We start from the raw sequence: 13,497 nt of genomic DNA, 5'->3' as shown, positions 1-13,497 counted from the left end.
TTTAAGCATTGTCATTTGCATTCTTTCGGTAAATTTTCTATAGGTCAGGCTTCTTGGAGCCTGGCCTTTCCTGCTTGTGCAGGGGTCTTACGCTAACCACGCTCGTTGTGACGGGAGCCGTATGTCAATAACACGCTTGAAACCCTACCTATCGATGTTCGCCGCCGTGCTGATGCTCGGCCAGGTGCTCACCGCCCAGGCCGAGGAAGCCCTGCCGGACTTCACCACGCTGGTCGAGCAAGCCTCGCCGGCCGTGGTCAATATCAGTACCAAGCAGAAGCTGCCGGACCGCCGCATCGCCGCAGGGCAGATGCCGGACCTCGAAGGCTTGCCGCCGATGTTTCGTGAGTTCTTCGAGCGCAACATGCCGCAGCAACCCCGCTCGCCGCGTGGTGATCGCCAGCGCGAAGCGCAGTCGCTGGGCTCGGGCTTCATCATTTCCAGCGATGGCTACGTACTGACCAACAACCATGTGGTGGCCGATGCCGACGAGATCATCGTCCGCCTGTCGGACCGCAGCGAACTGCAGGCCAAGCTGGTCGGCACCGACCCGCGCACCGACGTGGCGCTGCTCAAGGTCGAAGGCAAGAACCTGCCGACCGTCAAGCTGGGTGACTCCGAGAAGCTCAAGGTAGGCGAGTGGGTACTGGCCATCGGTTCGCCGTTTGGCTTCGACCACTCGGTGACCAAAGGCATCGTCAGCGCCAAGGGGCGTACGTTGCCAAACGATACCTATGTGCCGTTCATCCAGACTGACGTGGCCATCAACCCGGGTAACTCCGGTGGCCCGCTGTTCAACATGAATGGCGAGGTCGTGGGTATCAACTCGCAGATCTTCACCCGCTCTGGCGGTTTCATGGGCCTGTCGTTTGCTATCCCGATCGATGTGGCCATCGACGTGTCCAACCAGCTGAAAAAAGACGGCAAGGTCAGCCGTGGCTGGCTGGGCGTGGTCATTCAGGAGGTCAACAAGGACCTGGCTGAATCCTTTGGCCTCGACAAGCCGGCCGGTGCCCTGGTAGCCCAGGTGCTGGAAGACGGCCCGGCAGCCAAGGGTGGCCTGCAGGTGGGTGATGTGATTCTGAGCATGAACGGCCAGCCGATCGTCATGTCGGCCGACCTGCCGCACCTGGTCGGCAGCCTCAAGGATGGTGACAAGGCCAAGCTCGAGATTATCCGTAACGGCAAGCGTCAGAACCTGGACGTCAGCGTCGGCGCACTGCCGGACGATGACGCCGACATCGGTACAGGCGCTGAAGGCAGTGCCGAGCGCAGCAGCAACCGTCTGGGTGTTTCCGTTGCCGATCTGAGCGCCGAGCAGAAGAAAGCTCTGGAACTCAAGGGCGGCGTGGTGATCAAGGAAGTTCAGGATGGCCCGGCAGCGTTGATCGGCCTGCGCCCGGGTGACGTCATCAGCCACCTGAACAACCAGGCAATCGGCTCGGCCAAGGAATTCACCGAGATTGCCAAGGACCTGCCGAAGAACCGTTCGGTGTCCATGCGCGTGCTGCGTCAGGGGCGTGCAAGCTTCATTACCTTCAAGCTGGCTGAATAAGCTGGTCATCGGGTAGGAAAAGGGCAGCCATGGCTGCCCTTTTTCATGAAAATAGACATCGGTCATGTGCTGTACCTACCGCCGGCAAGCCGGCCTTCACCGGTACTACGCCGGTTTCAGGCGTGTTGCTGTCGCTATGGGTGCCGGCTTGCCGGCGACAGGGCCCATACAGACAGCCGATCAGGAATCTCCCATATCCCTGCTGCTTGAGGTACAATTCCCGGCTATTTTTCGGCGGGCGTCCCGGCTCGCAGCCTTTTCGAGTGTTGACCCGTGAGTGATTTGAGTCATATCCGCAATTTCTCCATCATCGCCCACATCGACCATGGCAAGTCGACGCTGGCCGACCGTTTCATTCAGATGTGCGGTGGCCTGTCTGCGCGCGAAATGGAAGCTCAAGTCCTTGACTCCATGGACCTGGAGCGCGAACGCGGGATCACCATCAAGGCCCACAGCGTCACGCTTCACTACAAGGCGCAAGACGGCAAGACCTACCAGCTGAACTTCATCGACACCCCCGGCCACGTCGACTTCACCTATGAAGTCTCGCGCTCGCTGGCCGCCTGTGAAGGCGCGCTGCTGGTGGTGGACGCCGGCCAGGGCGTCGAAGCCCAGTCCGTGGCCAACTGCTACACCGCCATCGAGCAAGGCCTCGAGGTCATGCCGGTGTTGAACAAGATGGACCTGCCCCAGGCTGACCCGGACCGCGTCAAGGACGAGATCGAGAAGATCATCGGCATCGACGCTACCGACGCCGTGGCCTGCAGTGCCAAGAGCGGCATGGGCGTCGACGAGGTGCTCGAGCGCCTGGTGCACACCATCCCCGCGCCTGTTGGCGAGATCGACGCGCCGCTGCAGGCGCTGATCATCGACTCCTGGTTCGACAACTACCTGGGCGTGGTCTCGCTTGTGCGCGTGCGCCAGGGCCGGGTCAAGAAGGGCGACAAGATCCTGGTCAAGTCCACCGGCAAGGTGCACCTGGTCGACAGCGTCGGCGTCTTTACCCCGAAACACACCCAGACCGCCGACCTCAAGGCCGGTGAAGTGGGCTTCATCATCGCCAGCATCAAAGACATTCACGGTGCACCGGTCGGTGACACCCTGACCCTGTCCTCGACCCCGGAAGTCGAAGTGCTCGCAGGCTTCAAGAAGATCCAGCCACAGGTCTATGCCGGCCTGTTCCCGGTCAGCTCCGAGGATTTCGAAGACTTCCGTGACGCCCTGCAAAAGCTGACCCTCAACGATTCGTCGTTGCAGTACATGCCGGAAAGCTCCGACGCCCTGGGCTTCGGTTTCCGCTGCGGCTTCCTGGGCATGCTGCACATGGAGATCATCCAGGAGCGCCTGGAGCGCGAGTACGACCTGGACCTGATCACCACCGCTCCTAGCGTGATCTACGAGCTCGAACTCAAGACCGGCGAAACCATCATCGTCGACAACCCGTCGAAGCTGCCGGACGTCTCGGCTGTCACCGACTTCCGCGAGCCGATCGTCACCGCGACCATCCTGGTGCCGCAGGAGCACCTGGGCAACGTCATCACCCTGTGCATCGAGAAGCGTGGCGTACAGCGCGACATGCAGTTCCTTGGCAGCCAGGTGCAGGTGCGTTACGACATGCCGATGAACGAGGTGGTGCTGGACTTCTTCGACCGCCTCAAGTCGACCAGTCGCGGATACGCTTCGCTGGACTATCATTTCGATCGCTACCAGTCGGCCAACCTGGTCAAGCTGGATGTACTGATCAACGGCGACAAGGTCGATGCCCTGGCCCTGATCGTGCACCGCGACAACGCGGCCTACAAAGGCCGTGCGTTGACCGAGAAGATGAAGGAACTGATCCCTCGGCAGATGTTCGATGTGGCGATCCAGGCAGCCATTGGCGGCCAGATCATCGCGCGGACAACCGTCAAGGCGCTCAGAAAGAACGTACTGGCCAAGTGCTACGGTGGTGACGTCAGCCGTAAGAAGAAACTGCTGGAGAAGCAGAAGGCCGGTAAGAAACGCATGAAGCAGGTTGGTAACGTGGAAATTCCACAAGAAGCCTTCCTCGCCGTGCTCAGGTTGGATAGCTAGGTCCTATGTCGCTAAATTTCCCGCTGTTGCTAGTCATCGCCGTAGCCGTCTGCGGCCTGTTGGGCTTGATCGACCTGCTGTTCCTGGCCCCGCGCCGGCGAACGGCAATCGCCAACTATCAGGGTAGCGTCAGCCAGCCCGAGATGGCGGTGGTCGAGCGCCTGAACAAGGAGCCGCTGCTGGTCGAGTACGGCAAGTCGTTCTTCCCGGTGCTGTTCATCGTGCTGGTGCTGCGCTCGTTTCTGGTCGAGCCGTTCCAGATCCCTTCGGGGTCGATGAAACCGACCCTGGAAGTGGGCGACTTCATCCTGGTGAACAAGTTCTCCTATGGCATTCGCCTGCCGGTGATCGACAAGAAGGTCATCGAGGTGGGTGACCCGCAACGCGGTGATGTGATGGTGTTCCGCTACCCGAGCGACCCGAACGTCAACTACATCAAGCGTGTGGTCGGCCTGCCGGGCGACCAGATCCGCTACACCAATGACAAGCGGTTGTACGTCAATGGTCAGCCGATTGCCGAGCAACTGGTGGGCACCGAGCCAGGCACCTTGGGCAGCGCCGAGCTGTACAAGGAGAAGCTGGGCGAGGCCGAGCACCTGATCCGCAAGGAGATGAGCCGTTATCGCATGCCGCCGGACCAGCAATGGACCGTACCGGCCGGCCACTACTTCATGATGGGCGACAACCGCGACAACTCCAACGATAGCCGCTACTGGGATGATCCGAACATTCCCAAGGAACTGCACGGCATGGTTCCGGACCGGAACATTGTCGGCAAGGCCTTCGCGGTCTGGATGAGCTGGCCAGAGCCCAAGCTCAGCCACCTGCCTAACCTGTCGCGGGTCGGCCTGATCCATTGATACCCTTCGGCGCTGTCCAGCAGACAGCGCCGAATGCATTTCTGACATAGGCTGTGTTCTCAGGGATCGAGAGATGCGTCGCGTGCAGCGGCGGACCACAGCCAAACAGTCTTTCAGGATGTTGATTTGAACAACGCGTTGAACAACCAACGGGTGGCCGCATGACTGCTTCCCTTGCCACTCTGGAGCGAAAGCTCGGATACACTTTCAAGGATCAGGACCAGATGCTTCTGGCCCTGACCCATCGCAGCTACGCCGGGCGCAATAACGAGCGCCTGGAGTTTCTTGGCGACGCCATTCTCAACTTCGTGGCGGGCGAGGCGCTGTTCGAGCGCTTTCCGCAGGCCCGCGAAGGCCAGCTGTCGCGCTTGCGTGCCCGCCTGGTCAAGGGTGAAACCCTGGCCCGTCTGGCCCGGGGTTTTGACTTGGGTGAATACCTGCGTCTGGGTTCTGGTGAGCTTAAAAGCGGCGGTTTCCGCCGTGAATCGATCCTGGCCGATGCCCTGGAGGCGCTGATTGGCGCCATCTACCTGGACGCGGACATGCAGACCGCTCGCGAGCGTGTGCTGGCCTGGCTGGCCGATGAGTTCGAAAGCCTGACCCTGGTCGACACCAACAAGGACCCCAAGACCCGCCTGCAAGAGTTTCTGCAGTCGCGCAGCTGTGAGCTGCCGCGTTACGAGGTGGTGGACATCCAAGGCGAACCGCACTGCCGCACCTTCTTCGTCGAATGCGAAGTGGTTCTGCTGAACAACAAGAGCCGTGGTCAGGGTGTAAGCCGGCGTATCGCCGAGCAAGTCGCCGCCGCGGCTGCATTGATCGCCTTGGGCGTGGAGAATGGCAATGACTGATAACAATCCGACCCGCTGCGGCTACGTGGCCATTGTCGGCCGCCCCAACGTGGGCAAGTCGACCTTGCTCAACCACATCCTCGGCCAGAAGCTGGCGATCACTTCGCGCAAGCCACAGACCACCCGCCACAACATGCTCGGCATCAAGACCGAAGGTGATGTGCAGGCGATCTACGTCGATACGCCGGGTATGCACAAGGCCAACGACAAGGCCCTGAACCGTTACATGAACCGTAACGCTTCGGCTGCCTTGAAAGACGTCGATGTGGTGATCTTCGTGGTCGACCGCACCCGCTGGACCGACGAGGACCAGTTGGTGCTCGAGCGCGTGCAGTACGTCAGTGGCCCGGTCATCCTGGCGGTCAACAAGACCGATCGTCTGGAAGAAAAAGCCGATCTGATCCCGCACCTGCAATGGCTCCAGGAGCAACTGCCGAACGCGGAAGTGGTGCCGATCTCCGCCCAGCAGGGGCATAACCTCGAGGCACTGGAAGGGCTGATCGCCAAGCACCTGCCAGAGAACGAGCATTTCTTCCCGGAAGACCAGATTACCGACCGCAGCAGCCGTTTCCTGGCGGCCGAGCTGGTGCGCGAGAAGATCATGCGTCAGTTGGGTGCGGAGCTGCCGTACCAGATCACCGTAGAGATCGAAGAGTTCAAGCAGCAGGGGCATGTGTTGCACATCCATGCGCTGATCCTGGTCGAACGTGATGGCCAGAAGAAGATCATCATCGGTGACAAGGGCGAGCGTATCAAACGCATTGGTTCCGATGCGCGCAAAGATATGGAAGTGCTGTTCGACGCCAAGGTCATGCTCAACCTCTGGGTCAAGGTCAAGGGCGGCTGGTCCGACGATGAGCGCGCCCTGCGCTCGCTGGGCTACGGCGACCTGTAACCCCTCCAGCGGCCCGGATCTCTCCGGGCCGCTCTGCTTTCGGGCCACTCCCCATGGAACAACCAGTCGGCCAGCCGGCCTATGTGCTGCACAGTCGTGCCTACAAGGAAACCAGCGCACTGGTGGACTTCCTCACGCCGCAAGGTCGAGTGCGGGCCGTGCTGCGCCGGGCGCGCGGCAAAGGGGGCAGCCTGGTACGGCCGTTCGTGCCGCTGGAGGTGGAGCTGCGCGGGCGCGGTGAGCTGAAGAATGTCGGCCGCCTGGATGCCCTCGGTATCGCCGCCTGGCTGCATGGCGATGCACTGTTCAGCGGGCTGTACCTCAACGAGCTGCTCATGCGTTTGCTCCCGGCCGAAGCCCCACACCCGGCGCTGTTCGAACACTACACCCTGACCTTGCAGGCCTTGGCCGCCGGGCGCCCACTGGAGCCGCTGCTGCGTTCCTTCGAATGGCGCCTGCTGGACGAACTCGGCTATGCGTTTTCGTTGCAGCATGACGTCAACGGGACGCCGATCGATGCCGCTGGCCGTTATCGTTTGCGCGTGGATGCCGGGCTTGAGCGGGTCGAGTTAGTGCAGCCAGGCCTGTTCCAGGGTACCGAGCTGCTGGCCCTGGCTGAAGCAGACTGGGAAGCCCCAGGTGCCTTGCTTGCTGCCAAACGGCTGATGCGCCAGGCACTGGCTGTTCACCTGGGCCCTAAACCCCTAGTCAGTCGGGAACTGTTTCGCAAGCGCTGATCCCGTCGTATGCTGTGTGGCTAAATCTTCAGGAGAGCCTTTCGTGACTCACAGCAACCGCATGCTTCTCGGCGTAAACATCGACCACGTGGCGACGCTGCGCCAGGCCCGGGGCACGCGTTACCCTGACCCGGTCAAGGCTGCCCTGGACGCCGAAGAGGCGGGTGCCGACGGCATCACCGTGCACCTGCGCGAAGACCGCCGGCACATTCAGGAACGCGACGTGGTGGTGCTCAAGGATGTGCTGCAGACGCGCATGAACTTCGAGATGGGCGTTACCGAAGAGATGATGGCATTCGCCGAGAAGATTCGCCCGGCACACATCTGCCTGGTGCCCGAGACCCGTCAGGAGCTGACCACCGAAGGCGGCCTGGACGTGGCGGGGCAGGAGGCGCGGATCAAGGCTGCCGTCGAGCGCCTGGCGCGCACCGGTGCCGAAGTGTCGCTGTTCATCGACGCCGACGAGCGCCAGATCGAAGCTTCGCGCCGCGTGGGCGCCCCGGCCATCGAACTGCATACTGGCCGTTACGCCGATGCCCAGACGCCGACCGAAGTGGCCGAAGAGCTCAAGCGCATCGCTGACGGTGTGGCCTTTGGCGTGGCCCAGGGGCTGATCGTCAATGCCGGCCACGGCCTGCATTATCACAACGTCGAGGCGGTTGCGGCGATCAAGGGCATCAATGAGCTGAACATCGGCCATGCGTTGGTGGCCCATGCGCTGTTCGTCGGCTTCAAGGCGGCGGTGGCGGAGATGAAGGCGTTGATCGTGGCGGCGTCGCGCTGATCATAGGGCCTTTGTACGCGCGGTCTTGCGTCCCTTTCGTGACGCAAGGCCGCTCCTGCACGCGGCGACATTGCCAGAGCCATCGCTAACCCGGAAATATCAGACTAAACCGGGTCGGCCCTGCCGGGCTGCTCATGACCTCAATCCGCCCCCCATGCAATTGCATGATCGATTTCACAATTGCCAGCCCCAGGCCAGTGCCACCCTCCAGCCGTGAGCGCCCAGCGCCCACGCGGTAAAAACGCTCGAACAACTGCGGCTGATGCTCTGCGGCAATGCCCACCCCCTGGTTCTCAACCCATACCCTGACATCGCCACCCTGGCGCTCGATACCCAGGTCTATGGGTTTGCCTGGCGGCGCATGCCGAAGGGCATTGCTCAACAGGTTCGACAAGGCACGCTGGAACATCAACCGATCACCCGATGCCGTGCCCCAACCGCGAATGCGCAGTTCGATATCCTTGAACTCGGCGCTTATGGCGAACAGCTCGACCACCTGTGCCGTCTCATCGGCCAGTGCCAGGGGCTTTAGCGCCACCTGGGCCTGCGGCTGGCTGACCTGGGCGAGAAACAGCATGTCGTTGATGATGCGGTTGAGGCGGGTCAGCTCTTCGATACTGTCTTCCAGCACTTCCCGGTAATTGGCATTGTCGCGCTCACGGCTCAGGGTAACCTGAGCCTTGCCCATCAGGTTGCTCAACGGCGTGCGCAGCTCATGGGCCAAGTCGTCGGAAAATTGCGACAGCTGGCTCACGCCCTGGTCGAGGCGGTCGAGCATCACGTTGATGCTTGTGGCCAACGCTGCCAACTCCTGCGGCAGGCCGGTAGCGGGCAAGCGGTGTTGCAGGTCCTGGGCCGATACCTGCCCGGCAATGCGCCGGAAGTGCTGCAGGGGGGCCAGCCCGCGCTGCACCAGCCACCATGCCGCAGCGCCGATCAATATCAGCAGCAGAGGCAAGACCAACACGGTCGAACGCAGGTAAGCCTGAAGCAGTGCATTGTCGTCGGCGCGGTCGAGCGACATCAGCACCCGTACCGGGGTGTCGTCGCGCAAGCGCATCTGGCGTGTCGCAGTCAGCAACTGCTTGCCCTGGCTGTCGCGCCATTCGTGGAACGCCAGGCGCGCACCGGTCTGCAGTTCGCCCACGCGCGACTCCAGCGCCGGCCCCAGGCTGAGCAGATGCGGGTGGCGGCCTTCGAGGGCCAGCACGCTGAGGCTGAGGTTGTCGTGCCCCATCACCAGGTCAAGCAGAGGGTGGGCGCGGCTGCCCAGGTCTTCGCTGCGCAGGTCGACCCGCAGGTTGTGCTCGACCTGCAGCATCTTGCGCGCCAGGTCCTTGCGCGCGCGGCTGTCCAGTTCGTGGTCCAGGGCAACTACGGCCAGGCAGGCCAACAGCAGCACCAGCACCGCCCCCATCAGCGTGACGCCCAAGCCCAGGCGCAGCGACAGGCTGGCGTTGTTCAAAACCGTGCCTCGAGTACATAGCCGACGCCGCGCAAGGTGTGGATCAGCTTGTCATCGAAGGGGTCGTCGATCTTCGCCCGCAGGCGGCGGATCGAGACCTCGACCACATTGGTGTCACAGTCGAAGTTCATGTCCCACACCAACGAGATGATTTGCGTGCGTGACAGCACCTCGCCGGTCTGGCGCATCAGCAGGTGCAGCAAGGCGAACTCCTTGGCGGTCAGGTCGATGCGTTGCCCTGCGCGGTAAGCACGATGGCGGCCAGGGTCCAGCTCCAGGTCGGCCACGCGCAGGGTGCTGGGCTGCAGTTGCTGGTCGTTGCGGCGCAGCAGGCTACGGATTCGCGCCAGCAGCTCGGGAAACTCGAACGGCTTGAGCAAGTAGTCGTCGGCGCCCAGGTCCAGCCCTTTGACCCGGTCGGCCAGTCGGCCGTGGGCGGTCAGCATCATGATGCGCGTGGCGGATTCGGCGCGCAGTCGCTGCAGTACTGTCCAGCCATCGAGCTCGGGCAAATTGACGTCGAGGATGACCAGGTCATAGGCCTGCTGGCGGGCCAGGTGCAGGCCGTCGGTGCCGGTATGGGCGCAGTCGACCACGTAGCCGTTCTCGCGCAGGCCTTGCAGCAGGTAATCGGCGGTACGCAGCTCGTCCTCGATGATCAGTAGGCGCATAAGGGGGCTCGCAGAGGTGAAAAGGGGGCGATTCTCGACCCTGTAGTGACATCAGGGTCAAGCGGCAGGATGTTACGGCATGAGAGGGGAAGATTTGCCTGGATAACGGATTTGTAATCCGCGCGTCATGCCGCTGCCTGGCAGGGGGGCACCCGGCCACATTGCAGGACTGTAATGCCCGCCTCACCTTGGCGTTAGCTACGCCTCGCTAGGATGGCCCCATCTGAACGGTTATCACGAGGCAAGCACGATGAACCTGATCAAATACCTGCTGCTGGCAACCCTGGCCTTTGGCAGCGTCAGCGCCTATGCCGAAGGTGGCGCCGAGCGGTCCCGGCAGTTCTGGGAAGCCTTCCGTCAGGACCAGCAGCGCCTGCACGGTGATAAGCAACAGGCCGTGGTGGAACGGGAGCGCACAGCGCAGCAGAAGGCCCGCGAGGTGGCCAAGGACTGACTTTACCCACCTGCGGCGCCATCGCTCCTCGTCGCAGGGTTGTTCGGGCGCCCGTTGGGCGCCTTTTTTATTTGCGCGCTACCAGTGTCGCCCGGCGCGGTGCTGGCAGGCCTTCGATGGTGCGGCTGTGGTCGTTCGGGTCGAGGAAGTCGCTCAGCGACTGGTAGCGCATCCAATCGGTACTGCGCTGTTCGTCTATGCTGGTGACGCTGACGTCAACGCAGCGCACATCACTGAACCCGGCACGGCGCAACCAGCGCTCCAGGGCCGGCACCGAGGGCAGGTACCAGACGTTGCGCATCTGCGCGTAGCGGTCTTCTGGGACCAGAACCTGTTGCTCATCGCCTTCGACCACCAGCGTCTCCAGCACCAGTTCACCCCCTTTGACCAGGCAGTCCTTGAGCGCCAGCAAGTGCTCGATAGGGGAGCGGCGGTGGTAGAAAACGCCCATGGAAAACACGGTGTCGAAACCTTCCAGATTGGCGGGTAGCTCTTCCAGGGCGAACGGCAAATGCCAGGCTGGCAGATCGGGCAAATACTGCTGCACCGCCTGGAACTGGCAGAAGAACAGCCAGTTGGGGTCGACCCCAACCACCATGTCGGCACCGGCGCCGAGCATGCGCCACTGGTAATAACCATTGCCGCAACCGACATCGAGTACGCGCTTGCCCTTGAGGTCCAGGTGCGGGCTGACCCGCGACCATTTCCAGTCCGAACGCCATTCGGTGTCCACATGCACGCCGAACAGATCGAACGGCCCTTTGCGCCAGGGCGACAGGCCCATCAGCGCCTCACGCATCCGCGCGCGGGTGGCATCGTCGCAGTCGCAGTCCAGGCGCAGCCCGTTGACCAGGTCGATTTCGCTCGGTTGCACGGCGGGCAGGGCGTCGAGCGCGCCGCGCCAGCGGTCGAGGTCGCCGTGGCCTTTTTCCAGTTTGGCTTCCAGCTGTGCTTGCAGGCCTTGCGACCAGGAAGCCAGGGGCGTACCCGCCAGGCGGCGGACAAGGGGGGATAGATCGATCATGGCAGGGCTATCAGCGAGGCGAAATTAAGGCATTGGAACCACGGCACCACTTTCGAGAACCCGGCAGCGCGCAGGCGCGCCTTGTGGGTCTCCAGGGTGTCTGGCTTCATCACGTTTTCGATGGCGCTGCGCTTCTGGGCAATTTCCAGTTCGCTGTAGCCGTTGGCCCGTTTGAAGTCCAGGTGCAGTTCATTGAGCAGGGTCTGTTCGTCGTCGTCGGCGAAGTGCAGCTTTTCCGAGAGGATCAACGCGCCACCCGGCAACAGCGCCTGCCGAATACGGCCAAGCAGTTCGAGGCGCTGATCGGGGGCGATGAACTGCAGGGTGAAGTTCATCGCCACCACCGAGGCCGGCTCGAAGGGCAGGGCGAGGATGTCGGCTTCCAGCACGTTCACTGGCAGCAACTCCTGGAACATCGAGTCCTGGGCCGTGAGGTACTGGCGGCAGCGTTCGACCATGGCCGCAGAGTTGTCGACGGCGATTACCCGGCAACCATCATTGCGCACATGACGGCGCAGTGACTGAGTGACGGCGCCCAGCGAAGCACCCAGGTCATACAGCGTGCTGTTCGGCTGAGCGAAGCGTGCGGCCAGCACGCCGAGGTTCTCGACGATGGTCGGGTAGCCCGGCACCGAACGCTTGATCATGTCTGGGAATACGCGCACCACGTCTTCGTTGAAGGCGAAATCGGGTACCTGCTCCAGGGGGTGGGCGAAGAGGCGGTCGGGGGATCGATTCACAGCGGGCTCAAGGCAAAGGCAAACGGTGTCGCATTTTAGCCAAAAGCCAAGGTGCTGACCACGGCTGTCTGTCCTACAAGGCCTGCTCGCTAATTCATACCGCCGGTGTGGATATCCAACCATTCAAGCGTACTCGGTCTTTGGCGTAACTTTGAGGTGCAGATAAAATTAACTTAAGCGGGATGTTGTCATGGAAACATTATCGAATGAAACCCAAACCGCCGGAGGTAAACCCATTGATGAATTGGACGCAAAAAGCCAGGCGACCATTTTGCCGGAGCAATACTTTACGTTTCTGGCGGGAAAGGTGGGGAGTCATTCTCAGGGGGCCGGCCTGCTGACATCTGAAAACCTGCAAGTCATTAAACGCTATGCGCGTACCGTGCGCACGTTATCCCGGCGTGAGGAAGATATCAGCGAAGAAGTCGACTATGAGGCATTGGGTATCGAGGTCAAAAGAATTTTTAATCTGAACACGTTGTTGCATCGGCACGTGGACGAATGGGACAAACTTGAACGGCAGGTCAAAGAGCTGGGGCCGGAAATCGAGATGTTCGCCGACTCCATGATAAGCCGTGGCGCCGCATTGATCACAAGTATCGAGAAAACACCCGCTTTCAAGCGCATTGCCAGTGAAAAAGAAGCGCAAGGCAGCAATATATACACCTCCGAACTCACTGCCGAGGAGCGTAACCAAGTCCTGGCGGTCATAGAGAGGCGCTTGGGGGCGCTAATCGATGAGATCAGACAGACCCAGCAGCGTATTGGGGATGTTGATGCACGGGCGAGCTGGTTCCATAAGGAAATCGAACTCGAAATCAAACCGCAGCTGGTACGTGTCATCAAGAACATTGACGACAAGCTCAGTAACTCCAATATCAATGCGATGGTTGCCACACGCGACGAGTTGGATAGGGAAATCGAACGGTTAGGAAAGCAGTACAGTACCGAAGTCGGATACGCCTTTACCGGTTTGTTAGCGGGGCCGTTTGGCCTGATTATTACGGGAGGAATATTCGGTTCCCGGGCGGAAGACACGAGAAAGAGAAAAAATATTTTGATTAAGCAACGGGATGATCTGGCTGAGCGTTTGTCCAGTGTAGCGCCGATCATCAAGAGTTTTGAGCGCGTCAATAGTACGATCAGGGACCTGATGTTCAGAACGACCGATCTAATAAGTGCGACCCAGCGCTTGGCGGATATTTGGCTTTACTTGAACAAATTCGCGACGTCTTCGCTGGAAGAGTCAAAAAACTTGTCGACGAGCGCTGACCTGGAGGAGTTCGTGCAGGACTTTGCAGATGTCATCAGGCCTTGGGAAAGTATTGGTAATATTTGTCGCGTGTTGACGGAGCTGTTTAACAAAATCTCAAAGGAGGATAAATGAA

General features: G+C 61.1%; 13 protein-coding genes. 9 read left to right on the top strand and 4 right to left on the bottom strand.

Going from position 1 to position 13,497, the window contains the following annotated elements; genetic code table 11:
• Positions 1 to 154: 154 nt before the first annotated feature.
• The 7 genes from PC358_RS22695 (at position 155) to pdxJ (ending at position 7,755) form a co-directional block, all read left to right on the top strand.
• Positions 155 to 1,555, top strand: a complete 1,401-nt coding sequence (locus PC358_RS22695) for a DegQ family serine endoprotease (RefSeq protein ID WP_371856416.1) — start codon at positions 155 to 157, stop codon at positions 1,553 to 1,555.
• 273 nt (positions 1,556 to 1,828) lie between these two features.
• The gene (gene lepA / locus PC358_RS22690) at positions 1,829 to 3,628 is read left to right on the top strand and encodes a translation elongation factor 4 (protein WP_033702712.1); all 1,800 of its coding nucleotides are present in this window, start codon (positions 1,829 to 1,831) and stop codon (positions 3,626 to 3,628) included.
• Between the two features lie 5 nt (positions 3,629 to 3,633).
• A complete protein-coding gene (gene lepB / locus PC358_RS22685; RefSeq protein ID WP_033702711.1) occupies positions 3,634 to 4,488 on the top strand; it encodes a signal peptidase I in 855 nt (284 codons plus the stop codon).
• 161 nt (positions 4,489 to 4,649) lie between these two features.
• Entirely contained in the window at positions 4,650 to 5,339 is a 690-nt protein-coding gene (rnc, locus tag PC358_RS22680; protein WP_033702710.1) for a ribonuclease III, read from the top strand.
• Complete coding sequence (era, locus tag PC358_RS22675; protein WP_027594149.1) at positions 5,332 to 6,234, top strand: GTPase Era; 903 nt, start codon at positions 5,332 to 5,334, stop codon at positions 6,232 to 6,234. The genes rnc and era overlap by 8 nt, the downstream gene beginning before the upstream one ends.
• Positions 6,235 to 6,287: 53 nt before the next feature.
• Positions 6,288 to 6,971 carry a DNA repair protein RecO gene (gene recO / locus PC358_RS22670; protein ID WP_033702709.1) on the top strand — a complete coding sequence of 228 codons (684 nt, stop codon included), beginning with the start codon at positions 6,288 to 6,290 and terminating at the stop codon, positions 6,969 to 6,971.
• Between the two features lie 61 nt (positions 6,972 to 7,032).
• Positions 7,033 to 7,755 (top strand): pyridoxine 5'-phosphate synthase, encoded by a 723-nt coding sequence (pdxJ, locus tag PC358_RS22665; protein ID WP_156310258.1) that lies wholly within the window; start codon positions 7,033 to 7,035, stop codon positions 7,753 to 7,755.
• Positions 7,756 to 7,840: 85 nt separating this feature from the next.
• On the opposite strand, the gene PC358_RS22660 is transcribed toward pdxJ, so the two are convergent.
• Entirely contained in the window at positions 7,841 to 9,220 is a 1,380-nt protein-coding gene (locus tag PC358_RS22660) for a heavy metal sensor histidine kinase (RefSeq protein ID WP_033702707.1), read from the bottom strand.
• The gene (locus PC358_RS22655) at positions 9,217 to 9,891 is read right to left on the bottom strand and encodes a heavy metal response regulator transcription factor (RefSeq protein WP_033702706.1); all 675 of its coding nucleotides are present in this window, start codon (positions 9,889 to 9,891) and stop codon (positions 9,217 to 9,219) included. The genes PC358_RS22660 and PC358_RS22655 overlap by 4 nt, the downstream gene beginning before the upstream one ends.
• A 250-nt stretch (positions 9,892 to 10,141) precedes the next feature.
• Between PC358_RS22655 and PC358_RS22650 the strand changes: the two genes are divergently transcribed.
• Positions 10,142 to 10,345 (top strand): hypothetical protein, encoded by a 204-nt coding sequence (locus PC358_RS22650; RefSeq protein WP_033702705.1) that lies wholly within the window; start codon positions 10,142 to 10,144, stop codon positions 10,343 to 10,345.
• 67 nt (positions 10,346 to 10,412) lie between these two features.
• Here the strand turns inward: PC358_RS22650 and cmoB are convergent, their stop codons facing one another.
• On the bottom strand, positions 10,413 to 11,369 hold the full coding sequence (gene cmoB, locus PC358_RS22645; RefSeq protein ID WP_033702704.1) for a tRNA 5-methoxyuridine(34)/uridine 5-oxyacetic acid(34) synthase CmoB: 957 nt from the start codon (positions 11,367 to 11,369) through the stop codon (positions 10,413 to 10,415).
• Positions 11,366 to 12,109 carry a carboxy-S-adenosyl-L-methionine synthase CmoA gene (gene cmoA / locus PC358_RS22640; protein WP_033702703.1) on the bottom strand — a complete coding sequence of 248 codons (744 nt, stop codon included), beginning with the start codon at positions 12,107 to 12,109 and terminating at the stop codon, positions 11,366 to 11,368. Before cmoA ends, cmoB begins: the two co-directional genes overlap by 4 nt.
• 190 nt (positions 12,110 to 12,299) lie before the next feature.
• Between cmoA and PC358_RS22635 the strand changes: the two genes are divergently transcribed.
• Complete coding sequence (locus tag PC358_RS22635) at positions 12,300 to 13,496, top strand: alpha-xenorhabdolysin family binary toxin subunit A (RefSeq protein WP_050506157.1); 1,197 nt, start codon at positions 12,300 to 12,302, stop codon at positions 13,494 to 13,496.
• Position 13,497 lies beyond the last annotated feature (1 nt).

The sequence above is a fragment of the Pseudomonas capeferrum genome, assembly GCF_000731675.1.
GTDB lineage: Bacteria > Pseudomonadota > Gammaproteobacteria > Pseudomonadales > Pseudomonadaceae > Aquipseudomonas > Aquipseudomonas capeferrum.
Note: the sequence above shows the minus strand (reverse complement) of the source record. Positions and strands in the feature narration are given on the sequence as shown.